The following is a 23,413-nucleotide window of genomic DNA, read 5'->3' as shown; positions in this document are numbered from 1 at the left end:
CGTTTTGGTTCAGATGATAACCTCCTCCGCAGGCACAACAGCCGCTTTTTATCCGCTAACCTCAACCCGTATTATTTCCAGCCTCCTCCCAGTGTGCGGTAAATTCCGATTCGTGCGGCCAGTTGTTTTTTCTTAATCTCAATCAATTCCATTTTCGATTCAAGTGCTTCGCGCTGTGTTAGCAGCACTTCCAGATAATCGGCTCGGGCTGACATAAAAAGATTATTTGATATGGTAATGGATTGCGTCAGGATTTCCACTTCCCTCGATTTGGCATCGTAACTGCCGGCATAGTTTTGAAGTTTAGCCAGCTCATTCCGCACCTCCAGATAGGCCGTTAATAATGTACGCTCATATTGAAACACCTGCTGCAGTTGTTTTGCATTTGCTGTATTATAGGCAGCATAAATTGCATTTCGGTTAATTAGCGGTGCAACTAACCCACCGGCTAAAGTATACAACACAGATTCGGGCTTGATAAGGTATGTTGGTTTAAAGGCCGCATAACCAACCGCTGCTTCAAGGCCAAGTGATGGATAGAAATTAGCCCGTGCAGCCTGCACATCTAAGCGTGCTGCTGCCAGTTCCAATTCAGCCTGCCGAATGTCCGGACGATTTACCAGCAACTGTATTGGAATACCGGCTTGCACCGAATCTATTTTTAAACTTAAATACTGTGCCGAGTTTCTGGGAATTGCTTTAGGAAACGAACCCGTTAAAAAATGAATCCGATTTTCGGTTTCAACAATACGTTGCTGAATTTCGTATTGAAGGTTTTGCGTGTTCAATAATTGTGCTTCAAATCTATTTACAGCAAGTTGTGTTTGCTTGGCCGCATCTTTTTGTTGCCGCACAACGGTAAGTGCATTTGTTTGGATGGCAATATTTTGCTGAACAATCGCAAGCAAATTATCAAGCGCCATTAATTCGTAATACGAGTCGGCAATTTCGGCCACCAGGTTGGTTATCATAAAATTTCTGCCTTCTACACTACCCAGGTACCGGTTAAAGGCGGCCTTCTTTGCATTGCGCAATTTTTTCCAGACATCCAATTCCCAGGAAGCTGACAATCCAAAGCCATACCGATGCAATGGCTCCGGAAAAGAGGTGCCCGGTTTTATCTCCAACGATTCTTCAACCGCACCGCCCGGGGTATAACGGGCCGGCTTTTCAAGACCGGCCTCAGCCTGAACGTGAACAAAAGGAAGATATTCGCCCTTTCGTGCTTTCACTTCATTTTTACTAATCTCAATCTCCATTAGCAGGATATTGAGTTCCTGATTGTTTTTTAATGCCGTGTCAATCAGCGCAACAAGGTTAGGGTCAGCAAAGTAGGTCCGCCAGTTCAGGCGTGCTACTGTTATCGTATCCTTAGCCGCTGCCGTAAACGTTTCAGGAACATTTTTATTTACGGTTTTAGCGGCATAATCTGGTGCTTTGCAACGCACAACCGACAAGAGTATCAAAACGAGTATGCAGCTCTTATATATAATCTTAGTTTTCATTTTTGTTTCTTTTTCGATTTGCTGCTTTCAATAACAAACCAAGGTTTTGAATCTTTTTAATCAATGAGGCCCGCGATCGATTTTCTACCAAATCTTCCGTGAGCGGATTTTCGTCTTCGTCTTGAATCAATCTTCTTCCTTCCGCCAATTTTCCGAATACATAGTATAAACCGGGTACAATCACCACCCCGAAAAGTGTTCCGAGCAGCATACCTCCTAACGCAGACGAACCAATGGTACGATTACCCACTGCCCCTGCACCGGTTGCCCTCACCAAAGGAATAAGGCCTGCAATAAATGCGAACGAGGTCATCAGGATGGGGCGGAACCTGACTTTTGCACCTTCAACAGCTGCCGATAAAACCGTTGCCCCCTGGTGGTGTTTCTGAACAGCAAACTCTACAATTAACACCGCGTTTTTACCCAATAAACCAACCAGCATGATCAACCCTATCTGTGCATAGATATCATTGGCCAGGCCCATTAACTTGAGCAACAAAAACGAACCGAATACACCCGCTGGTAGTGACAGCACAACAGCTAACGGAATAATGAAACTTTCGTATTGCGATGCGAGCACCAGGTAAACGAATATCAACACAACAATAAAAATGTAAAGTGCTTCATTGCCGCGATGGGCTTCATCGTATGACAATCCTTCCCAGGCAATGTCATAACCATTCGGCAGTGTTTGTGCGGCTACTTCTCTAATAGCATCAATGGCATCGCCAGTGGTGTAGCCTGGAGCGGGTACTCCGCGAATAGCCGATGATGTGTACAGGTTAAAGCGTGTAATCTCGTTAGGCCCTTGTGTTTTCCGCAGTTCAACAAACGATGAATATGGAACCATTTCATCGCGGTTGTTTTTCACAAACAGGTTGAGAATATCAGAAGGCATCCTTCTGTATTCCGGGCCCGATTGTGTATACACTTTAAAAAACGTATTAAACCGGGTAAAGCCTTGTTCGTATGTACTGCCAATTAAAATGTTCAGGTTTTCCATAGCCGTACCAATGGAAACTCCCTTTTGCATGGCTTTCTGATTGTCGATTATTAATTCGTATTGCGGATAATTTGCTGCATAAAAAGTAAACAACCCTGTAAGCTCTTTGCGCTTATGCAACGCTTCCATAAACTCGGTATTGATTTTATCGAATTCATGATAATCTACCGTGCTGTTCTTATCCAACAGGCGCAATGAAAAACCATCGGATGAACCATAGCCCGGAACTGCAGGTGGTTCGAAGAATTCAATAACAGCGCCCAGGTTATGGGTTTCTTCTTCCAGCTCTTCAATGATTTCTTTAACCGAATGTTCACGGTGTTCCCAATCTTTTAAGTTGATAAGACACGTACCGGCATTGGAGCCACGCCCTTCGGTAAGAATTTCATATCCGGCCAGCGATGTTACCGATTCGATGTCTTCAATTTCCTCGGCAATTTTTTGAAGTTGCCGGCTCACATCATTGGTCCGCTCCAACGTACTGCCGGGCGGTGTTTGTATGATAGCATATATCTGGCCCTGATCTTCGTTGGGGATAAAGCCGGACGGTAATGTTTTATTGATACCAAAAATGCCAAGTGCAAATGCGGCCAGCATACCAAACGTTACCAGCCTGCGGTTGACAATCCGTTTGAGAACACGAACATAAAAGCCTGTTCCCTGATCAAACTTCCTGTTAAACCAGTCGATAAAAAGATTTACAGGCGTTCTGCGTCTGTGTTTACCATGATTGTTTTTTAAAATCATGGCGCAGAGTACAGGGGTTAAGGTAAGGGCAACAACACCCGATAAGATGATGGAACTGGCCATGGTGATTGAGAACTGCCGGTAGAAAACACCTACCGGGCCCGTCATAAAAGCAATGGGCACAAACACGGCTGTCATAATGAGTGTGATGGCAATAACGGCACCACTGATTTCGCCCAGCACCTTTTTAACAGCATTAAACGGAGAGAGATGTTCTTCTTCCATTTTAGCGTGAACCGCTTCTACCACAACAATGGCATCATCCACCACAATGCCAATGGCCAGCACCAAAGCAAAGAGCGTAATCAGGTTGATGGTGAGGCCAAACATTTGCATAAACACAAACGCCCCAATCAGTGAGACCGGAACGGCAATGATGGGAATAAGCGTTGATCGCCAGTCGCCCAGGAAAATAAATACTACCAACGCCACCAACACAAAGGCTTCTGCCAGGGTGTGCATAACCTTATCAATGGATGCGTTTACGAATTTGGAAACATCGTAGTTGATTTCGTAATCCATACCCGGAGGGAAATCCTTTCGCAGTTCTTCCAGTTTTTCTTTGGTGCGGGCAATAACGGCACTGGCATTTGTGCCAAAGTTTTGCTTGAGTACGATAGAGGCCGATGGGTATCCGTCTTTATTGGAATAGATGTCAAAAAATTCACTGCCTAATTCTACTTCGGCAATGTCTTTTAATTTCAAAATTTCACCTTCCGGGTTTGCCCGTACAATAATGTTCTCATACTCTTCGGGCTTATTGAACCGGCCTTTATACGTAAGGGTATACTCTAACGACTGTGCGGTTTTACCTGAAGCCTGGCCCAGCCTTCCGGGCCGTCCAATGATGCTTTGCTCCTGCATGGCTTCCATTACTTCTTCGGTAGAAACATTATACGCCCGCATCCGGTCGGGTTTTAACCATATACGCATGGCAAAGGTGCGGCTGCCCAGTATTTGTGCACGCCCCATACCGCTTACACGTTGCAGTTCAGGAATGATGCTGACGTTGGCATAGTTATACAGGAATTTCTCGTCCGCATTCTTGTCGGTGCTGTACAGGTTCACGTACATCAACATACTGGGCTGAATGGGTGTGATGATGATCCCTTCGCGTTGAACCAATGGAGGAAGGTTATTCATAATGGCATCAACGCGGGTTTTTACATTCACCACCGCTGCGTTGGGATCAGTGCCCGGTTCAAAGATTATTTGAATCGTAGCTTCACCTGCACTTGTCGCATCGGATGTCAGGTATTGCATACCTTGTACACCGTTGATGGCCCGCTCCAGCGGAATTAATGTTGACTCGACCAATACCTGCGCACTTGAGCCGGGGTAAGCAATAAAGATGTTTACACGTGGCGGAGCGATATCCGGAAACTGCGAAATCGGTCGTGTGTTAATCGCCAGTATGCCTAAGAAAACAATAGCTATTGATAACGAAATAGCCAGGACCGGCCGTTGAATAAATTTGCTAAACATAGAAGTTGCCCTTAGGAAATTACTCAGCGCGAAGGTTACGTAACTCGGCTATTATTTTCTGAAGGTCATGAAACTTATAGCTGATTTTCTGGCCATTTTTAACCTTTCGTAAACCTTCAACCAATATCATATCCGTTTCCTGTAAGCCATCAATAACGGTGTACAGGTGGGGCATCTCTGCTCCAATACGGATTTCACGCGAGCGAACGATACTATCGGCACCAGCAACAAAAACAAATTTTTTATCAAGCACTTCGAATGTTGCTTTCTGAGGAATGACCAATACATCGTTGAGGTATATCGGCATCAGTATATTTCCGGTTTCTCCGCTACGCAAAAGTCCGTTCGGATTTTTAAAGGTGGCCCGAAAAGCAATGTTTCCTGTTTCATTGTTAAAGTCGGCCTCAATGGTCTCTACTATTCCTTCTTCATGAAAAAGTTGGTTGTTGGCGAGTTGCAACTTTACCCGGAGGGGGCTTTCGGATTTAGGACGTGAAGCATACTCCAGGTATTCTGCCTCCGGCACATTGAAATAAACCCACATTTTACTGTTATCCGAAAGTGTGGTGAGCAACTCACCTTCATCCACAAGGCTACCCAGCCTTATATCATTAAAGCGACCCACAATTCCATCAAATGGTGCGCGGATTTGCGTAAACCCTAAATGCGCTTGTGCCAATGTTAACTCTGCACGAGCCTTCTCTAATTTTGCCTTCGCCAGTGCAAGCTCATTTTGCGAAACAATATTGCTGTCGGCCAATGCTTTTGTATTTAGATATTCTATTCCGGCAAACGATACCTCGGCCTGTGCCTTTTTCATTTCTGCATTGTAGATAACCGGCAGAATCTGAAAGAGTAGTTGCCCCTTTTTTACGGATTGACCTTCATCCACATATATTTGTTGCAGATAGCCTCTCTCAAGTGCCCGTAGTTCAATGTGTTGAATAGCCCTGATCTGAGAAACATACTCCTTAAAAATAACAGTATCTTTTTTAATTGATTTAGAAACAGTAAATAGTTGAGGCTCTTTCTCCTCATGTTCATGATGCAGGCACCCAGTCCAAATGAGTGAAGTTGCCAACATACCGAGAATGATTGTTCTCTTCATTGTAATGTTATTAAAATGTTGATTTTGTGTTGATGCGGTTGTACCGGATGGAGTACAGTACCTGTGTTTAAAATTTGCCCTCTTATAAGGGCACAAGCACAGCGTTACAGTTGCTTAAAGAAATTTTTCCAGCAACAATTAAGAATTATAAGAGAAATAACAGGTCGGTTAAATAAGGACCGATGCAGATGCCGACTAAGATTGGAAGCATCATGAAGGTGTGTAAGTTGAATTGATGCTGCATAACGCGGCAATCTAAAAGCTGCATCCTCAGTAGGATCAAAAGGACCCTTTTCATCTGCGTCATCGCGCTCACCTGGAAGCGATTCTGCTTCCATCGGTAAGTTAACACCAGAATTACCAGGATACGATCTGTCAGTAGGGGCAAGAGTAGCCGGTGAAACTTGTGAAACGACCGTCCGGCAGGAAACATACCTATATTCAACGTGAGCCGAAAAGGCTAAAAAAAGCAGCAGAAGCCCATGCAAAGCAATTTTTTTAAAAGCTTCCTTAAGTCTAAACCTACTGGCAAGGCTACTTATCATTATGCAGGTATGCCGCAAAGCTAAAAACAATTGCAACAATTCACCAATTACGGTTAAAGGCTGAATGGCGTTGTATAAACGGATACAGCCACTATTCAGTTGTATTAACTTTATTTTTGCTGAACGCCACCCCCTCGATTTGGCTGAATACCTGCTGCTATACCAAGTTATCCTGGAGGCCGATGATTACCCCGTTCTCTATTGTTATTCTTTGGAAACAGCAGGAAGCCTGCCTGGTAATCGGCAGGGAGATGGATAGCTATGATCAGTTTGTGAATATGATTACGCTAGCAGAATAACATTTAGCTTCGCTTCCTTCGGTTATTCGTCAACTAAAATCCAACTTCGCGGGACTTTGGTTTGCAGAGGAGGAGGGATTTTAATATCACCCTCAACATGCTGTATTTCATTATCTTAGGAGTGGCATTCAAACTGACTCACCAGTTAACTCACCACTTTCTTTGACTGCAATTCTTTCCTAAATATAGCAAATCGCGTGCTAGCAACAAGCCCCCTTTAAGGCATTATAAGTACTTCGCTACACTTACCGGGATGATAAGACGGGTTATACTTTAAATATCCAAATTGTGCGAGGTCGCCAATGACTTTATGATAGGTTGTCTTGGATTTAATTTTTGCTGCCAACATGATGCGGCTACGAGAAATATTAAAGGGATTATTGAAGCCGTTATGAATCCACGCGGAGCACAACGCGGCACATACGCTGACATGAGCACTTGTCAGGTTTGTATCTGATGTGACTCGATTCAAGAAATCACAAAGTCCCTCAACGGTCTGCATTATCCCTAAGTAGTTTTTGAATCTCATCGCAATCATAAAAGATAATGCCGCCCACCTTGGTGAAATTGAGCGAACCATTTACCCGAAGGTTTTGCAGGGTTCCTGACGAGATTCCCAGTAGCTTTCTAACCTCGGATGATTTTAGCCATTTCTTCGCCGTTGTGCTGGTAGCGTTCGTCAGTAAATTCTTTATTTCCTGTATCAGGCTTGTTTTAAATATTTCAAGATCTCCCACCGTGATAAGTTGATCACGATTAATCCTCCCCTCATTTCTGTCTTTCATTGTTACTGTACATTATATGTTAGAATATTCATTGCTTCATCGTCATATCCTTGTTTGTAGATCGGCAGGCACTTGATCCAATACTTCGTTCCTGTCGTTTCGTCACCTGTTGCATTGGCATTGATCCAGGATTGCAAGCTGGTTAGCGTTGAATGACTTGTCCAGCTAGTTGACACATCAAGTCGGCTCTTGTAGGTCACCCCAGATAGCTGGTGCGTAAAGTCATGCAACAATGAGTTGATTTTGCCCCGGAGCACGAACGCGTCCCTATCGTGGTAATGATTGTAATGTTCATCATCATCCCAATCTCCAGAGAAGAAAAATTGAAGCGTTCTCTTCTTTAAATTCAATCCGACTAATGCATCGGCCAAGTCCTGAACTCTCACTAAATCGCCATCGGTTACAAGCGCATTTAATTCTCCAATAGTGTCAATATCCTCCCGTCTCAGAAATGAAAACCCTTGAATAAGGTTGTAGAGCTTCTCAAGAGTGTTTCCATTAACCGGAACATTTCCCTTGATGCCATTTACTGCGGTTGTTAAATCTTCAGTTCGTACTAAGTCTGCATCCTGAACAATGGCATTCAGTTCCGCCAAATGGTCGATGTCCTCACGTTTGAGATAGGTCAAGCCCTGGACAATGTTGTACAGCTTCTCCAGTGAGTTTGCTACTACTGGAACGTTTCCCTTTAAAGCGTTAATGGCAAACATGATATCGTCTGCTTTCATTAGCACTGCGTCAGTCAGAAAGGAGTTAAGCTTTGCCAACGTGTCAATGTCATTTGGCGTGATCCCATTGCTTGTTCCACTATTGGTCACTTTCAGGTAGATATTATAGAGTAACTCCTCGCTTACCGATCTGAATGGAGGCTTAGGTGTGTTCATAAACCTTTGGAGTAAAAATCCATCCAAGAGCGAGAGCTGCGAATACGGTTGTGGCCGTTACCACTCGCTTGAGTGTGATTCGCCTGAGCGACCTGAAGTCCACCAGCGTATAGCTGAAGGAATTTCCATGAAGGTTTGCGTGAAGCTTGCAGAGCTGCATGAAGGCATAAAAGTCATCGGCATCTTTGAACACCTGGCATCCGGCAGAGTATTGGTCAATGAATTTTGTAGAGCCAGTACTTTCAGCGCGATGAATATTGATCCCAAAATTTCCTGTCTCTTTCGAGCCGTTGTTGAAATCTAGGATCGCGTCTCTGTCATAGTCACGAATGACGGTAACAGGTTTTACCTGAACCAATGCTTCATACTTCCCTCGATGCAGACCAATGGCATACGCATCTCGATTTTGCCCCTGAGCTAGGATAGCTGTTCCTTGTGGATATGTAGGATTGTTCAGCCAGAATGTACCCGGATCAGTGGTGGCCGGAAATATGTGATAGTTCCACTTGCCATCGGGCTTTGTGTAAAACACATGTATCTCGTCATCAAAGCTATTTGAGTTTACATTTTTGCTTCGCAGCCCGACAATGTTCAACTGATACGGTTTCGTATATAGGGTGAAGTCGAATTCCTTCAATATTTCTTTGACGCGAGATAGCATGTGTTTACTGTTTAAATTGTTCTTGCCTAAGCTGCCTTGTAGCTGAATGAATTAACCCTGTTCATCCAGCCATCATAGAATACAATCTGGTCGGGTCTGCGCTTGATGATGTTGTTCAGGAATACCTTGCGTTCAATCTTGAGCGCATTGAAAAGCAATTCCTGATCCGCGCAATTGATTGCAGTTACCGTCTGTGGGCCGACAATGCCATCGACCGTAACTTTAGCCAGTCGCTGAACAATCTTTGCCACAGTCTTTCTTCCAGAATTGTAGCCCCAATCAACAATGAACTCTGCCAATGATTGATTCAGGATCAGATCAGCCAGAAAGTAATCCCAGAAGATCTTCTTCGCGATGTACTTGGCGTCCGACTCACTTAGCTTCTTGATGTCTTCCGCATCGATGTCGCCATCGCCATCTTTGTCGTGGCCATGTTCCTGCCACACCGAAAGGATGACTCCATACTTGGTCGGGCCGCCTCTGTCCAATGGGTGATTCACATACCCTCCCTCTAATCGCAGGAGCTTGCCTGCGAAATTTTCAAACTTCGCCATTGTAAATAATTGTTTAAGTGTACTTGACGTCTTGGGTGGGGACTTTCAGAATGCTGTTGTCAATGGATTTGAACCATGTCATTCCGTTCGATACTTCCAATTCGTCTCCGAGTATCGTATTCCTGCGCACGGGTATCCGGTTGTTTTGTGCGTCCGTCACTACGGTCTCCCGGATAGTGATGAGGTCTTTGTAAAGCCTGATCCCCTGCAAGCTCCACGTACCTGTACCACTTACCTTTAAACCCATGCGCAGGAATTCATTTCTTATCTGCGTCTTTGCCGCTTCATTGCTTTTGAAGGCATAGTCCAGCAAGTCGGTCACAATCGTCTTTGCGATGAAGCTTTGCTTTTTGTAGTACTCATTCACAGTTGAATAGTCTGATACTGTTTTGAGCTGCTTCAGTACGCTCAGAACTTGCTCCAGATTCTTCGATTGTGCGCCAGTGTATAGACTTGTGGCCAGTGCCGAAGGATTAAACACTACGGTCAGTGATCCTGAACCTCCGGTGATCTGATTGAACAATGATTCGCTTACTGTTTCCGAATAGCCTGCCGACTTCAACGCACTGGCAGTTTGTGGTCCGAACTGTCCATCAACCGAAATACCGGGTGAAGTCTTTGCGAGTGCTTGTTGGAGCATTGAAACTCTTGAGCCTTTGCTTCCTCTTTTCAGAGGAAAACTATCGCTGGCACTTGACACCGATCGTGAAGTAAAGGAAGCATAGGACGTTGGCAGTGTGTTGTTGATGATTATCGTATCTGAAGATGCTTCCGATGGAATTTGATTTTGTTCCATCGCCTTCCGTTTCTTCAGACGGTCATACACCAGGTATCCGCCACCACCGAGAGCCGCTAACGCAAGCGCGTAAATGAAAACCTTGGCCGGTTTAACTCCTTTCTTCTTTGCAGGAGCCTTTTTCGCGGGACTTGTTTTCTTTGGCTTCTTACCCTGCGTTTTCTTTCCCTTCGTTGCCTTCTTAGCCATTTACTTCTTAGCGTTTAAAATTCTTATCAGCTCGTTGTACTCATCACTGCTTAGTTCTTCCTCCAGGTCTGCATTCAGACTTCTACCGTAGAGATTGGCGTACTCCTTCTGTACTTTCGTGTACATGCTCTTTGACGGTATCTCGTTGAATACCTGAATTACCATTGGCTCATTAGTGCCCCATCCCATGTAGTTGTCGTTATCAAAGGCCATCTTCAACTGCTTCGCGAAGGTTGCCGGATCACCAACTTCAAGACTATGTTTTTGTGAAATGTTCGCCCTGGTCTTCTTATAGAGGTGACGCCCCAGAAAGAATAATCCGGTTGCAGTGCCAAGACCTAGTGTTGAATAGATCACTACGGTCTTGAGATTTTGGAGCTTCTGTGCGTCTGCGTTCATTTTAATTTTTCCACTGTTAGAGACCCAATGCCTTCTTCGCGAGGGAAGTCTTCAACGGATCATTCTTCACGACATCGGCAAGCTTGGCAATCTCGCGTGCCTTCAACTTCTGCATCAAGGTCGATGCTGCCGACAGTTTTACTTCTGCCTCACCTTGCGTTTGCGCCTCAATGCTCACTTCAAAACTGTACTTGTTCATAGTTATACTTGTTGTTTAATGTTTACATGATTCAGGATCAGGTCGATCTTACTCTTGTCGTCAGCCAACGTTTGAAGAATGTGAAGCACTTGCTCAAATTCTTCTTTGCTGAATTGTGACTTGAGTTGGTTGACAAACTGGATTGCTGCCTGTTCTTCTTCGTTCAAAGAAGGAGTTGCGGAAGCCTTCGGCTTAAAGCTTACCTCAGATTCGGGTGTTTGTTCACTCGCTGGTTCTTCATTGCTGGATTGCAATAGACCGGCAAGGGCTTCTCCACCCGGGAATGCAGCCATGAGTTTTGGATTGCGCTTGACGAAGCTCTCCACAAGACTTGATCCTACGTCTCCCAGAAAACTATTCAAGGGAGACTGTTTCATTTCTAATCTGGCGTTTTGCTTTTCCAGTTCATCTACCTCACTCTCCAGGTCTGTGATGTGCTGTTGAAGTTTCTTATTCTCATCCTTCAGTACCTCGTATTCCTTTTCACGCAGTTTGCGCTGCACTTCTTCGTCCACGATGTTCTTTACGTCTACACCGGATAACCCTTCCTTTTGAGCTTCACCGAAGTAGAAGATCCGCTTCTCGTTGTTGTTGCTACTGCCTGTGAAAAGAAGTACTTCAATGGACCGTGTGTCCGCAGTGACGAAGTTTTCAAACATGGTGAACATATCGGGGTCACTTGTCCTGCGAACTGCCTTGAAACCGTCTACCAGAATTTCATAGTCAATCGGTTGACCTTTATCATGGTAAAGGCGCAGGTATTGTAAAAGGTTGTCAATCTTCTTCTGTTCGTATTTTTCTTTATTCGGTAGTGCCATAATTCTGTCAGTTCACAATGATTGCTTGTATAAATTTTATCCTTCGCTTTTCCACGCCTGGGTTTGTGATCTTAATTTCCCCCCGGTGTATATGTATGCTTTCCGGTATTGGATCGTCTGTCGAGTCATACATTCCATAATCAGAGTCAACAACCAGCCCAGGTGGTTCGTCAATGATAAAGAACATTTCGTTGTAAGCAGGAATTGTTATCGTAGTCCCAGCTTCGATGATGAAATCCCTGTGACGGAAATGATACTTTGAATAGCCCTGCTGTTTCAGTCGCAACGGTGCGAACTCCAAAATGAATTGCTCGGTCATAAGTGTATCTCCATCGGTTCCAGAAAGTCTTTCTTCTCACTCTTGTTCTGTTCAATGGCTTCGTCAGCTATAACTTCATCAAGTTCTTCAGCCGTCTCACACTCTACATAGACTGTGATTATAAAGGGATCATCAAACGTCTCTCCTTTGAACCATGCATTGATGATAGCCGTGTCACCTTCAACATGCACGGGCTTTATCATTGGCACATTTCCGGTGACCCACGCTTTGTCGCTATCGAACTGTGAGTCTTCAACCTGGATCAAAGCTTCGTCCGATGGCTCAATGCCTTCCTCCTGAAGGTTTATTACATAGAAGACGTCCATCTTATCATTAGCCTGAAAGCTTACGGTCCCGGTTCCCATTTTGCAGAAGTTGTTACAGCAATGCCTGTTACTTTTTTTACATTGGCCGGAAGCCGGATTTCGAATGGCTTGAATCGTTCATCCTTATCAATCTCTAGCTTGACTATGATGATCCTCCTTTTGGTCTTCGTAACTATCATTTCATCTCACATAAGAGGCTGACGATAACTTTATAAGCCGCAAAAGGAGCGTTGGGATTGGCAGTGTCCTTATATTGGATTTTCAGTTCACCGTTTCCGGCTATGACCCCATTACCCAACGACTTGTATTTGTCATTCGGAGCGACTGCCATTCCACTCATAAACATTTTGCTTTCAAAGTCTTCAGGGAAAAGTTCCTCTCCCGAAAGCTCGATGCGCTGAGAGCCCCGGTAGAACAAGAGGTTCGGTTTGTCAGAACTGATCATAATGCCATGCACCACTTTTACGTTCTTGTCCAGGTCAAACTTCTTGTTCACCGGTTGCCCTTCCGCGTCTACCAGGAAGGTGTAGATTTTATCCACCCAACGCTTCTCCATGACCTACTAAGGAATAGTTGCCGTTCCTTCAAGACCCACATAGAGGACTGAGTTTGCATCAAGCCCTTTGATGGTTCCAAGCTCGATCTCAAATTCGATGTCTACATCGTCATGGATCAGGCGAGGGTTCGCGAGCTTGTAAAAGCTCTTGGGCACCATGTCAAACTGTGTGGTCACAAACTTCCGGTTGGAAGTGTCACTTACCAGTTGCTTCTTGTTGGCCTTCAGTTTGAATTCCCCGTTGGCCAATGCGCCCACGTTCTCGATGGTATCAAACTTGGTTGTTTTGATGTCATCAACATCCATCGATGCCGCAACCCCATGCAAGAGATAAATTCCTGATACGAGCAAAGCCATGTTCTTAGGAAGCTTCGCATTACTGATGTTGCGCAGGTTCACCTCCTTCACGTCCTGGCTTTCAAACATCTTGATCGTCTTCGCGCCTTTGATCGGCTTGATAGTATAGATCAATTGATCGGCTAGACGCAACTTGCCCTGGAGCAATTGCTCCTTAATGTGTTTGGGCAGTTCTACGAAGAACTTCTCAAACTCAGCGCGAGAACCCTGTGAAGGAATATGTCGCTTCACGATCTTGCTCATCGCCTTCGCCCGTTGCAAGGGGTTCAGCGCATTCAGATACCCTAACAACTCGGTATCCATCTCTCCGTTCAAACCCAACAACTCTGTCGGGTTCGTGTACTCACTCTCCATGAGTTGTCCTAATGCTCCCAGCATAATTTTACTTTTTTGTTTAATTGTCACTTTGATTTAAAACTCTCTCTCGGTTTCCTCCACAGCGTTCATTCCTCCGTTCATAGAAGCTATCTGTTCCTGGAGTCGGTCGATAGCCGACATATCCAGTTCCTTTGTCTCATTGTTGTAAGGGTTCACGAAGTAGGTGACCTGCTCGTCTTTTTGATCTCCCGCGAGGCCCGCAGTTGCACTTGGCTCTGCTGGTTTGGAGAGATAAAGCTTCTCAGAGAAGTTCTTGAAGAATGTACCTACACGATCCTTTGCATCTTCAGTGATCTGCTTGATATCAAAGCCATCAACTCCCTGTACAGTAGTCTTATTCTGATTTTGAAAACCGTTGCTCAACGTGAGGCCAAGTCCTGCTGCGATGATGTATGGATTCTTTTTATGAAAGCCCACGAGCGTTACTGGAATTCCCGCGAGCAAAGAGTGCTTCCCAAGTGCGGCTCCTGCACCTCCGGCAGCAATCGCAGCCAATAGGACGAGGCCACCTTTCGTTACTGTTTGTGCTATGGGGTGTTCCATCACCGGTGCCGGCCCAAAGAGTGCGTGTCCCTGCTTATCCTTTTTATTTTTATTCTTTTTTGCCTTTGCCATGTTATAATAGATTTTGTGCTTTGACTTTGTTCTTCTTGCTTGCGCTGTTCTTGCGTTTCCGCTTTCGCTTTTTCGCTGGAACACCTTCAAGTCCATTAGTTCCTGATCCGCTCCTCATGGCCTTCATGAGTAAGTAACCTCCTGTTATGACTCCACCGGCTACGAGCAACGACTTGCCGGGATTTTCTTTTACCCATGTAGTTGTCTTTTGTAGGAAGCCAACTTTCTCTGAGCCAGTCTGAGCCGGTACCTCACTGCCTGTTGATGAACTTTCACTTGGTACAAGCATAGCTCCACTGGAGGCAGATTCATTTGATAGTACAGGCTGACTAGCCGTAGAAGTATTGGAAGTATCTTGTGTCGTTTCATTTGTTTTCACTGTTGGAGCACTCGGGGTCGTGGCTTTCGGAGCCGTTTGTGTCGGCACAAGGGATCTTGCGGTAGACACTAATGGTTTGGCAGCGGACACAGCACTCGTAACTTTTGAGATCAGTGATGAACCAGGTTGCGCTGCTGGTGCGGACGCAGATTCAGAGTAATCGTCTCTCATTTCATCTTCAGCTATCGAAGCGGGGAGTTCTGATGCAGTGCCTGCATTGTCTGTCTCACTCTGAAATGACTTCTCCTCATTGCCACCTTTCGTAAACAATCCTTTCACTTGTTTCAACGCACCTGCAATGGCAGCCACTGCCGAGGTCGCCGCGGCTATAGCAGTGCCACTTGCGATTTCTCCTAACCCTTCAAATCCATCACTGTGAATGATGTTATACTCATCCTCATCCGCGTACACATTGTCCAACCCGTCCACTCCTTCGAAACCGCTCAGTGGTACTTTTTTATCCTTGTTACCTTTGCCACTAAGAATAGCCTTCTTGAGATTTGCCTTTTTACCTCCAGCTTGCCAGTAAACTGTTTCAGCTCTGTCTTTCACTGAGCGCAGTTTTTTCAACTCACTCAAGTTGATTCCTTTCGCTTGCGCCTGGGCATCGGTGAGGTAAGCATAGCGCAACTTTCCACCGACATTCATCAGGTTAATCTTCATCGCCAACAAAAAGCCGTTGCGCAGCAGGATCGTTGCAGGGTTTGCATAGCGGTTGAGGAACCTGATTCCATCGCCTACTTTGTCACCCACTTTTTTGGCTACCTTTTTAATCCCCTTTCCAACTTTTTTGAAAATGTTTCCCATCTCCTCGTCATCGTAAACCGAAGCGAGGTCAGAGAGGTCAACGTTGTCATAATCTGCAAACTCGATGGTCTCATCCTCTCTTTCTTCCCCATCAAATCCATCCAAATAATCAAGTCTCATATCGTAGTCTTTACATTCTTTATAAGGTTGTTCATCATCAAAAGCATCCTTCACACAATCAATCACTATGTACCAGTCACGTTCTTCAATGTAATCTTCCAAGTGACCTGGCTTCGGAACGATAGGATATACATGTTGCCATCGAGGTACTTCCGGGTACTTCTTCGGATACTTTGTTATCCTCGCGAGACAATCAATTTTCAGAGATCGAAGGATGGAGAGAATGAATACCGTGTAGCAGTCACAATCGACTCCGTCCTTTCTGTCCCACCATGCCCGTCTGGGACTGCGCACTTGTTCTACTCCTTCCTTGTCTCTCCGATATTGTATGTGCTGGTACACGAAGTGCCAGATATTGGAGCATGTTTCCTCCAATGTTCGACCCTTCAATACCTTCGCTATCTTATCAGTCTGCCACTGCGTTTGCGGCAATGCTTTGCGAATGAGTTCCATTGTGTCTTCCACATTCGCGCTTTTTTTTATAGTAGTGTCTGTTTCACTTGGGGAAGGAAAGAGATGATCGAACTCCCTTCCATCCTTCAACCTCCTCTTTCTGTCTGCTACCATTCGCCTCCTCCTTTCGTCATCTACTTTCCTTTACCTATGCGGGCTTGCCGCCACCAAAAGTGATGTTGTCAATTTTTGTATAAGGCAGACTGTCGTTGATGGTCGTGATTGTGTGTACCACCAGGTTCAGCTTGCCAGTTTCTCTGTACTCTTTGATCAGAGCAGGAACCGTTGTAGCCAGGTTAAGAAATCCAAGCTTGATGCGGATTGGTTCAAGGTTCACTTCACTGAACTTTGGTATCTCGATGTTCGCGTCTTTTACTTGTGAGGATGCTACGGTCTTGTCTGCGTAGATCATCTTCACAAATGGATGCTTCACCTTGATACTCCCACCGCTTGGATTTTTGAGTTTAACATTGATCGTAAGCTCGATGCCGCTCAGGTTCACGTTGTGGATTGAAACTTTCGTTTCTGACTCCAGCTCGTTTGAAAGCCTGTTGAGTCTGAGCAAGTAGCTGCCACCGAAATAGATGGCTGCTACTGTTCCGGCTCCGATCAATACGTGCCTACTCTTGATCATGGCGTTTCTTCTTTCTGATCTTGAAACCCCTGATCTTTCTCATCTTGGTGAAATCCTTCACACGCTCTTTGTGCTTTTCCCAAAGAGGACTCAACACATCACCAAGAACCTTGAAAGCGAGGCAGATAATACCACCCACTACAGCCTGGAGTGCGTAATCGAGAAGGAAGATGAGATTCACATTTCCTAAAAGGTTAAACACTGCCCCGAACACGAAAGCAATCCAATTGCCTCCCGCTCCATGATTTTGATTTATTTCTGCTCCGTTCATGGGTCAAAGATGTAGAGACCCGAAAGTGAAGGTTAAGGATTGTAAAAGGAGATTAACGACTGTGTGCTTTTATGAAGGATTATAAAAGCTTGTGAAGGATTGTAAACGAATTTGAATGAATGTTCCGTGTGGAACTTCAGGCGTATTTTGATGGAAGTGGAAAATGTGTTTTTTAAAGGCTACGAGTTGAATCGAAACTCATAAGACTCTCTGAATATCTCACTCAGCAGATTAGAGTCATTTTGCAGATTCTCTTTGCTTATTCTAAACTTCAAACGACCATTTCTTTTATGTATTGAGATGGATTTGAATCCACGCGATGACAATGGTTCAACCCACTTATTAGAGTCTGGCAAAGAAATGGATGTTCTGGTAAACGTCTCTTTGGGTACAAAGAGCGCAAAGTTTTTAGACCGATTTTGATGAGCTAACCCAATATAGGATTGGTTGTAGTTAAGCGTTATCCCTTTATCAATGGCATGGATAATATTTAGACAATCATCAACTATTCCTACACTAAGCAATCCTGCTCTCTCAATCCAATAAGTCCTGTCCTTCGTTTCCAACTCCTGATCTTCAGGCTCCAATTCAGAAAAATTTATAAGCAACTCTTCTTCGCAGTCTACTCGCGTAAGGAGTGCTCTCAACTTCCTAAACTTACTGTTGTTGTCGATGTTCGATTCAATGAAATAATTAGGGCTAACCTGATATGGAGTTCGCAATTCGTCAGGGTTACTTGTTGCGGCAAGGATGGACTTTATTTCTTGATGATAGAATGAGGAGGGATTCTCTTCAAATAAGGATTTAATAACATGATAGTACATCTTGCTAATTTCATCGGTTACAATTTTTTCATCTTTCCAAATAAAATAGTCAAGCTTTTTGTAACGAGGATCGGGACTATTGTAAATAGTGTAGTCTTGATCTGTGTCAACCTCTTCCTCAATTTCAATGTCAGGATACTCCCAAATTTTATAGAACCGATCAAGCAGCAATCCAAACCTTGATTTTAGAGTATCCAAATTCCAATGATCTATTTCTCTCAAATACTGATTTAGCCATAATCGGCTGAAGTTATAACCTTGTTGCTTGCCATCCTTGTTCATGGCCTTTTTTTCAAGAAAGTACTTATTACTTAAGCTGCCATTATTTCCTGATAAAGTAAGGTTGGCAATAGTATTCAAAAACTTATCTCGAAACAGGGATATTGAATTATCATCCAACTTATTATACCAAACTTCATCAGGAGTTTGTGGAAAAATGTGTTCAATCGTAATTTCATTGTTCTCAATTGAAACGTACTCGCGATTTTCATAATTCTCAAGAAGTTCAAGAAAATAAACTCTATTCTTGGATTGAATATTGTAAACATCCTTTTCTTCAAGTGCCACTTCAATTTCTCTATTGGTGGGAAATTTTTGAACCCCTTTCTTTTTCATAAGGGCCCTTTGTATTGACGGAAGATATCGAGTATCATCAACGTCATTGTAGAGTGTCATGAAAATTTTGTTTAAAGCGTTTGTTGGCAAACCAATGATAAACCTTCGCCAAATAAAGGATTGGACTAATTTTAGAACGGCCTCAATTTGATCAGAAGAAATTTGGTTATTAGCGTAGTCACTATAGACCGGTAGCAAAAAGGGAAATGAGATGTTTGACTCCAGTCTCTTAATATAGTCAAGCTGTTTCCGTAGTTGGGGTTTGCTCTCCCTGGAAGGGTTTAAAAGCTTATTGTAGTGAAAGGAAAAATCTTTGATCTCCTGTAGAGTGTCCTGGTAAAATTTCGAATTACGTGTGGCATAGCGTGCCTTGAACTCCTCATACACTTTTGCTTTGTTTGGAATCTTTTTGGTTTTGTAAGTCAGGTAGTCTCGAATAAAATCGGATACCTTACTTTCTTCTTTTTCCAAATCCTTTGCATTCTGCTCTATAATGTCCCAGTATTCATTAAACACTCTTATTTGCTCATTTGGCTCAAGCCCCATTAGTATATAGTTTCGGATGAGGTCAGCCTGCGACAATTCAAGACCTGTGGAATTTAAACTCTCGAAAATTCTTTGAGGGTCATCTTTACCTCGTTCCAATGAAATCTCAACAAACAGTAGGCACTTTAATCCGTGAAGAACAACGTCAAAGTTGTCACTATTAACACTGTTTTTGAAAAAAATGAAATTTTCAATAACACGAGAAAACTCCCCGTATTGACCAGGGTCATTATTGTTAAGAAGAAATTTAAAGGCACGAGCGTTAACATCGGACTGCTTGAGTTTCAATTTGCTCAGATCGTCTTTAGCATATTTGTTAACTAGGTAATTGTCGTTTATTCTGTTCACCCAATCCTCCATGCCCTTGGATTGAGCAAATTTGTAAAGGGCAAGGTATAATAGACTGAAGGTTGTTAATCGCTGTTGTCCGTCAATAATTACTAATTGCTTTACTTCGGATGAAGTGTATACCCCATCATGGATGTAAACAATGCTTCCAATGAAGTGTGTGTCTCCTTTCTTACTTCCAACGTCTATGATATCACGTAATAGTTGCGAACACTGGGCTTCAGTCCAATCGTAATTGCGCTGGTAGACGGGGATTATAAATTGCGTTTCGTTTTGTGATAAAAAACTTGTAAGCGCTACTTCATTTGCTTTCATTTTAACAAAGTTACTTCACTCAATAAATTTTGACCTATCGTGAAATAGCATCGACAACACCTAAGCGCCTCGTTGCTAATCTATCGTTGGGTAAAGGCAACCCTAATTAAGCATTTGATTTCCAGAAACTTTCAAAGAGCCTAAAATTCTGCCAAAAATGGGCTATTTTAGAGAATTCATATTTTTTAAACTATAAACCCCTCATTGTCAGCTAAATGTCTACTAAGTTTTTCACCAACAGGGATGGGAATAGCCTTCTAAAAAAATTTGAGGGTGTTTTTACGCACGTTGAGAGTATTCAATTCTTTGACGCGTTGGTCGGCTACTTTCGAGCATCCGGGTACTTCAAGGTAAGGGCCTTTCTTGATCGTATCCCAAAGATTAGAATCCTCGTTGGAATAAACGTTGATGCTCTAACAAAAAAATACCACGATCGGGGTCAGTACTTTATTGATAATCCTCATGAAACCAAGGAGACGTTTTTAAAAGAGGTTATCCAGAATATTCAAGATGCGGACTATAATGAAGTGACTGAGAAGGGTATTATTCAATTTATTGATGACCTCATCAATGAAAAAATTGAACTGCGTGCTCATCCAAAACAAAAGATTCATGCGAAGGTCTATATTTTCCGACCTCTCAATTTTAACGAGCATGCCCCGTGCGAAGTAATCACAGGTTCATCCAACCTGACGGACTCGGGCCTTGGTTCTAATCCTGAATCGAATTACGAGTTCAATGTAAGCCTGCGTGATCATCAGGATGTCAAATTTGCGACAGAAGAATTTAACAAGCTGTGGGACGAATCTGTGCCAATCCTTCAAGCGGAAGCCAAAGAGATCAGAAGGAAGACTTACTTGAAGGATGACTTCACTCCTTTTGAGCTGTACATAAAAATGCTGATTGAGTACTTTGGGAAGAGAGTCGAGTATGACCCATACAATATTGACTTGCTCCTTCCAGACAAATTTATGCGATTGAAGTATCAATCGGATGCCGCGAATCAGGGTTACGCCATTATGATGAAGCACAATGGTTTCATACTTGCCGATGTAGTTGGACTTGGTAAAACTATTATAGCATGTATGGTGATTAAGAAATTTATCTATGAGAATGGTACCCATTCAAAAGTGCTTGTGGTAGTTCCGCCTGCCCTTGAAGCAAATTGGAGAAGAACCACAGAGGAATTCCAAATAAAGAATCACTTTGAGTTTATCACCATCGGAAGTCTTCACCAAATTTTAGATGAAACAAACTACACTCATTCAAGGGCTGATAAATTTGACCTGATCGTTGTAGATGAATCGCATAAGTTCCGAAATGACTATACCGATATGTACCGTGAACTTCAGCAAATATGTAAAATGCCTAGGTCGCGCCCTGCTGAAGATGGTGACACACGCAAAAAAGTGATTTTAATTTCAGCAACACCTCTCAATAACAGGCCACAGGATATTGAGAATCAGCTTTATTTATTTCAGGATAAAAGAAATAGCACCCTTGAGAGTATCAAGAATCTTCAAGATTATTTCAAGCCGATTAATGAGCAATACAAGAAGCTTTCTTCAGAGCAAAACTTAAATATTAAAAAACTTAAGACTCTATTCCAAAAATTGAGAGATGATGTCATTGAACCGCTGGTAATAAGACGAACACGAACTGACATAGAGAAGAATCCGTCATATTTGGAGGATTTAGATAGTCAGGGAATTGTATTTCCGAGGGTTGATGATCCTATTGCACTTTACTACTATTTAGACGATGAGTTGACAACTCTGTTTCTTGACTCCGTAAGCTTAATAACGGGCATGGATGAAAACGGATTGCAGATTGAAGGCTTGGGATACTATAGATATCGTGCTATAGAGTTTCTTTCAAAGGATGAGGATAGAAAAATTTATGGTGATGTTAGCTCTATATCTACTAGGTTGGCAGCGATCATGAGAGTATTGCTAGTAAAACGTCTTGAAAGCAGTTTCTTCGCCTTCCGACAATCGCTCAGCCGCTTTCAAAAGGCAATTAACAATATGCTAACGATGTTCGATGATGACAGAGTCTTTATCGCACCCGACCTTGACATCAATAAGCTTCTGGAAGAAGGTTTGAGTTATGAGGAGATTGAAAGTAGAATTAACAAGGCTGGCGGGAATAACAGGGAATTTAAGGCAACAGACTTTGATAAGAAATTTTACATACTGTTACTAAAGGATAAAGATAAAGTTGATGATTTAATTGATCGATGGAGCAAGGTCACAGTTGACCCTAAACTCGAAGAATTTGCAAATCAAGTCGCCAAGAATTTCTTTGATTCTAAGAAGAATCAAAGTGGCAAACTTGTGATATTCTCTGAATCAAAGGAAACAGCTGAGGAGCTTTCAGCTCAATTTAAAAAATTGGGTGAATATAAAATTCTCACTGTCAGTGCGGATAATCGTAAGTCTGTAGAGGAAAAGCTACGCGAAAACTTTGACGCAAATTTGGAGGAGGAAAAATGGAAAAGCGATTATGATATAATTATTACGACCGAGGTTTTAGCCGAAGGGATTAATCTTCATAGAAGTAACGTCATTGTCAATTATGATGTGCCCTGGAATTCGACAAGACTGATGCAGCGTATCGGAAGGGTCAATCGAATAGGGTCAAGAGCAAATCAGATTTTCGTATATAACTTTTATCCTTCAGCGCACGGTGATGCACAGATTCAATTGGTAAATACAGCCTTAAGGAAACTTCAAGCTTTTCACACAGCGTTTGGAGAAGACAACCGGATTTTTTCAATGTTGGAGGAAAAAGGCGAAGGGGCGTTGTTTGGGAATAAAATCCAAAAGGAAGAAAGCGAAATTTTGAAATACCTGAACGAGCTTAGGGACTTCAGAAAAAAGGAACCAAAAAGATTCGCTGAGATTGCCTCTATTCCCAATAAAGCCAGATGTGGCCGGAAAGCTACTGACGGACAATTAACTATTCTGAACACGGATGATGGCGAGGTCAACTACCCGCTAATCAACACTTCTTTGGCCTATCTTAAAAGTGAAAACCACCCAGGTGTATTTTGTTTGGTAACTCCAGATTACACAAATGAGGAACTCAACTTTTTACAGGCTGTAAAAATTTTTAAAGCAAGTCAGAACGAACAATCCTTTCCGCTTCACGATAGGCACCATGAACAAGCACTTGCTGCAATGGAATTCTTCAAAACAGAGAAGAATCAGGAAAATATACAGGCTGTTTCAAGAAAAAATTTGAGTCCTGCTGAAAATAAGGCAATCACCAATATAAATGCAATTGTCAAGATTGCCCCAACGGAACAAAAGAGAAAAGTACTTCTAAGGACATTGGAACTGATCAAGCAAGGAACATTTGCTTCGAAAGGATTTCCCAAGGAGATAAACGACTTTTTTACAAATAATGAAAGAGTAATGCGCACTCCAGAAACTTTTATTGAATTGTTGTTCACGCAAGTTCTTGACCGCTACGATTTGTCAGCTAGAGTTACTGAGCAACCAATACAGGAACCTAAGCCAAGAGGTATAATAAATCCAAAAATTGTCCTTACCCAAAGCTTTTCTTAAG

The 23,413-nt window shown here is 43.2% G+C and carries 21 protein-coding genes; 1 reads left to right on the top strand and 20 read right to left on the bottom strand.

Going from position 1 to position 23,413, the window contains the following annotated elements:
* Positions 1–71: 71 nt before the first annotated feature.
* The 20 genes from HRU69_03100 to HRU69_03005 form a co-directional block, all read right to left on the bottom strand.
* Positions 72–1,505, bottom strand: a complete 1,434-nt coding sequence (locus HRU69_03100; protein QOI96534.1) for an efflux transporter outer membrane subunit — start codon at positions 1,503–1,505, stop codon at positions 72–74.
* Positions 1,495–4,740 carry an efflux RND transporter permease subunit gene (locus HRU69_03095; protein ID QOI96533.1) on the bottom strand — a complete coding sequence of 1,082 codons (3,246 nt, stop codon included), beginning with the start codon at positions 4,738–4,740 and terminating at the stop codon, positions 1,495–1,497. Before HRU69_03095 ends, HRU69_03100 begins: the two co-directional genes overlap by 11 nt.
* A 19-nt stretch (positions 4,741–4,759) precedes the next feature.
* The gene (locus tag HRU69_03090) at positions 4,760–5,848 is read right to left on the bottom strand and encodes an efflux RND transporter periplasmic adaptor subunit (GenBank protein ID QOI96532.1); all 1,089 of its coding nucleotides are present in this window, start codon (positions 5,846–5,848) and stop codon (positions 4,760–4,762) included.
* 104 nt (positions 5,849–5,952) lie between these two features.
* Complete coding sequence (locus HRU69_03085) at positions 5,953–6,186, bottom strand: hypothetical protein (GenBank protein QOI96531.1); 234 nt, start codon at positions 6,184–6,186, stop codon at positions 5,953–5,955.
* Between the two features lie 994 nt (positions 6,187–7,180).
* Positions 7,181–7,477, bottom strand: coding sequence for a helix-turn-helix domain-containing protein (locus HRU69_03080; protein ID QOI96530.1), 297 nt, complete (start codon positions 7,475–7,477; stop codon positions 7,181–7,183).
* Positions 7,478–7,479: 2 nt separating this feature from the next.
* Entirely contained in the window at positions 7,480–8,361 is an 882-nt protein-coding gene (locus HRU69_03075; GenBank protein QOI96529.1) for a hypothetical protein, read from the bottom strand.
* The gene (locus tag HRU69_03070) at positions 8,348–9,022 is read right to left on the bottom strand and encodes a hypothetical protein (GenBank protein ID QOI96528.1); all 675 of its coding nucleotides are present in this window, start codon (positions 9,020–9,022) and stop codon (positions 8,348–8,350) included. Before HRU69_03070 ends, HRU69_03075 begins: the two co-directional genes overlap by 14 nt.
* Before the next feature lie 26 nt (positions 9,023–9,048).
* The gene (locus HRU69_03065) at positions 9,049–9,576 is read right to left on the bottom strand and encodes a peptidoglycan domain protein (protein QOI96527.1); all 528 of its coding nucleotides are present in this window, start codon (positions 9,574–9,576) and stop codon (positions 9,049–9,051) included.
* Positions 9,577–9,589: 13 nt separating this feature from the next.
* Positions 9,590–10,561, bottom strand: coding sequence for a hypothetical protein (locus tag HRU69_03060; GenBank protein ID QOI96526.1), 972 nt, complete (start codon positions 10,559–10,561; stop codon positions 9,590–9,592).
* The gene (locus HRU69_03055; GenBank protein QOI96525.1) at positions 10,562–10,960 is read right to left on the bottom strand and encodes a hypothetical protein; all 399 of its coding nucleotides are present in this window, start codon (positions 10,958–10,960) and stop codon (positions 10,562–10,564) included.
* Between the two features lie 16 nt (positions 10,961–10,976).
* Positions 10,977–11,159: a hypothetical protein gene (locus HRU69_03050; GenBank protein ID QOI96524.1), complete on the bottom strand. Its 183-nt coding sequence runs from the start codon at positions 11,157–11,159 to the stop codon at positions 10,977–10,979.
* A 2-nt stretch (positions 11,160–11,161) separates the two neighbouring features.
* Positions 11,162–11,977, bottom strand: coding sequence for a hypothetical protein (locus HRU69_03045; protein ID QOI96523.1), 816 nt, complete (start codon positions 11,975–11,977; stop codon positions 11,162–11,164).
* 315 nt (positions 11,978–12,292) lie between these two features.
* Positions 12,293–12,661, bottom strand: a complete 369-nt coding sequence (locus HRU69_03040; GenBank protein QOI96522.1) for a hypothetical protein — start codon at positions 12,659–12,661, stop codon at positions 12,293–12,295.
* Between the two features lie 136 nt (positions 12,662–12,797).
* The gene (locus tag HRU69_03035) at positions 12,798–13,178 is read right to left on the bottom strand and encodes a hypothetical protein (protein ID QOI96521.1); all 381 of its coding nucleotides are present in this window, start codon (positions 13,176–13,178) and stop codon (positions 12,798–12,800) included.
* A 6-nt stretch (positions 13,179–13,184) separates the two neighbouring features.
* Positions 13,185–13,913 carry a hypothetical protein gene (locus HRU69_03030; GenBank protein ID QOI96520.1) on the bottom strand — a complete coding sequence of 243 codons (729 nt, stop codon included), beginning with the start codon at positions 13,911–13,913 and terminating at the stop codon, positions 13,185–13,187.
* A 33-nt stretch (positions 13,914–13,946) separates the two neighbouring features.
* Complete coding sequence (locus HRU69_03025; protein QOI96519.1) at positions 13,947–14,528, bottom strand: hypothetical protein; 582 nt, start codon at positions 14,526–14,528, stop codon at positions 13,947–13,949.
* 1 nt (position 14,529) lies between these two features.
* On the bottom strand, positions 14,530–15,936 hold the full coding sequence (locus HRU69_03020; GenBank protein QOI96518.1) for a hypothetical protein: 1,407 nt from the start codon (positions 15,934–15,936) through the stop codon (positions 14,530–14,532).
* 499 nt (positions 15,937–16,435) lie between these two features.
* Positions 16,436–16,921 carry a hypothetical protein gene (locus tag HRU69_03015; GenBank protein ID QOI96517.1) on the bottom strand — a complete coding sequence of 162 codons (486 nt, stop codon included), beginning with the start codon at positions 16,919–16,921 and terminating at the stop codon, positions 16,436–16,438.
* On the bottom strand, positions 16,908–17,192 hold the full coding sequence (locus tag HRU69_03010; GenBank protein QOI96516.1) for a hypothetical protein: 285 nt from the start codon (positions 17,190–17,192) through the stop codon (positions 16,908–16,910). The genes HRU69_03015 and HRU69_03010 overlap by 14 nt, the downstream gene beginning before the upstream one ends.
* Positions 17,193–17,371: 179 nt before the next feature.
* Positions 17,372–19,840: a DUF262 domain-containing protein gene (locus tag HRU69_03005; protein QOI96515.1), complete on the bottom strand. Its 2,469-nt coding sequence runs from the start codon at positions 19,838–19,840 to the stop codon at positions 17,372–17,374.
* A gap of 215 nt (positions 19,841–20,055) precedes the next feature.
* On the opposite strand from HRU69_03005, the gene HRU69_03000 reads away from it, so the two are divergent.
* A complete protein-coding gene (locus tag HRU69_03000) occupies positions 20,056–23,412 on the top strand; it encodes a restriction endonuclease subunit R (GenBank protein ID QOI96514.1) in 3,357 nt (1,118 codons plus the stop codon).
* Position 23,413: the final 1 nt, after the last annotated feature.

It is taken from the genome of Flammeovirgaceae bacterium, from assembly GCA_015180985.1.
Classification (GTDB): domain Bacteria; phylum Bacteroidota; class Bacteroidia; order Cytophagales; family Cyclobacteriaceae; genus UBA2336.
The sequence above is the reverse complement of the archived record's forward strand: the minus strand, read 5'-3'. Positions and strand labels throughout refer to the sequence as shown.

Bases quoted from the DNA above. Each gene is read 5' to 3' on its own strand.
- HRU69_03100 (QOI96534.1), bottom strand. From the start codon at position 1,505: ATGAAAACTAAGATTATATATAAGAGCTGCATACTCGTTTTGATACTC.
- HRU69_03095 (QOI96533.1), bottom strand. From the start codon at position 4,740: ATGTTTAGCAAATTTATTCAACGGCCGGTCCTGGCTATTTCGTTATCA.
- HRU69_03090 (QOI96532.1), bottom strand. From the start codon at position 5,848: ATGAAGAGAACAATCATTCTCGGTATGTTGGCAACTTCACTCATTTGG.
- HRU69_03085 (QOI96531.1), bottom strand. From the start codon at position 6,186: ATGGAAGCAGAATCGCTTCCAGGTGAGCGCGATGACGCAGATGAAAAG.
- HRU69_03080 (QOI96530.1), bottom strand. From the start codon at position 7,477: ATGAAAGACAGAAATGAGGGGAGGATTAATCGTGATCAACTTATCACG.
- HRU69_03075 (QOI96529.1), bottom strand. From the start codon at position 8,361: ATGAACACACCTAAGCCTCCATTCAGATCGGTAAGCGAGGAGTTACTC.
- HRU69_03070 (QOI96528.1), bottom strand. From the start codon at position 9,022: ATGCTATCTCGCGTCAAAGAAATATTGAAGGAATTCGACTTCACCCTA.
- HRU69_03065 (QOI96527.1), bottom strand. From the start codon at position 9,576: ATGGCGAAGTTTGAAAATTTCGCAGGCAAGCTCCTGCGATTAGAGGGA.
- HRU69_03060 (QOI96526.1), bottom strand. From the start codon at position 10,561: ATGGCTAAGAAGGCAACGAAGGGAAAGAAAACGCAGGGTAAGAAGCCA.
- HRU69_03055 (QOI96525.1), bottom strand. From the start codon at position 10,960: ATGAACGCAGACGCACAGAAGCTCCAAAATCTCAAGACCGTAGTGATC.
- HRU69_03050 (QOI96524.1), bottom strand. From the start codon at position 11,159: ATGAACAAGTACAGTTTTGAAGTGAGCATTGAGGCGCAAACGCAAGGT.
- HRU69_03045 (QOI96523.1), bottom strand. From the start codon at position 11,977: ATGGCACTACCGAATAAAGAAAAATACGAACAGAAGAAGATTGACAAC.
- HRU69_03040 (QOI96522.1), bottom strand. From the start codon at position 12,661: ATGGGAACCGGGACCGTAAGCTTTCAGGCTAATGATAAGATGGACGTC.
- HRU69_03035 (QOI96521.1), bottom strand. From the start codon at position 13,178: ATGGAGAAGCGTTGGGTGGATAAAATCTACACCTTCCTGGTAGACGCG.
- HRU69_03030 (QOI96520.1), bottom strand. From the start codon at position 13,913: ATGCTGGGAGCATTAGGACAACTCATGGAGAGTGAGTACACGAACCCG.
- HRU69_03025 (QOI96519.1), bottom strand. From the start codon at position 14,528: ATGGCAAAGGCAAAAAAGAATAAAAATAAAAAGGATAAGCAGGGACAC.
- HRU69_03015 (QOI96517.1), bottom strand. From the start codon at position 16,921: ATGATCAAGAGTAGGCACGTATTGATCGGAGCCGGAACAGTAGCAGCC.
- HRU69_03010 (QOI96516.1), bottom strand. From the start codon at position 17,192: ATGAACGGAGCAGAAATAAATCAAAATCATGGAGCGGGAGGCAATTGG.
- HRU69_03005 (QOI96515.1), bottom strand. From the start codon at position 19,840: ATGAAAGCAAATGAAGTAGCGCTTACAAGTTTTTTATCACAAAACGAA.
- HRU69_03000 (QOI96514.1), top strand. From the start codon at position 20,056: ATGTCTACTAAGTTTTTCACCAACAGGGATGGGAATAGCCTTCTAAAA.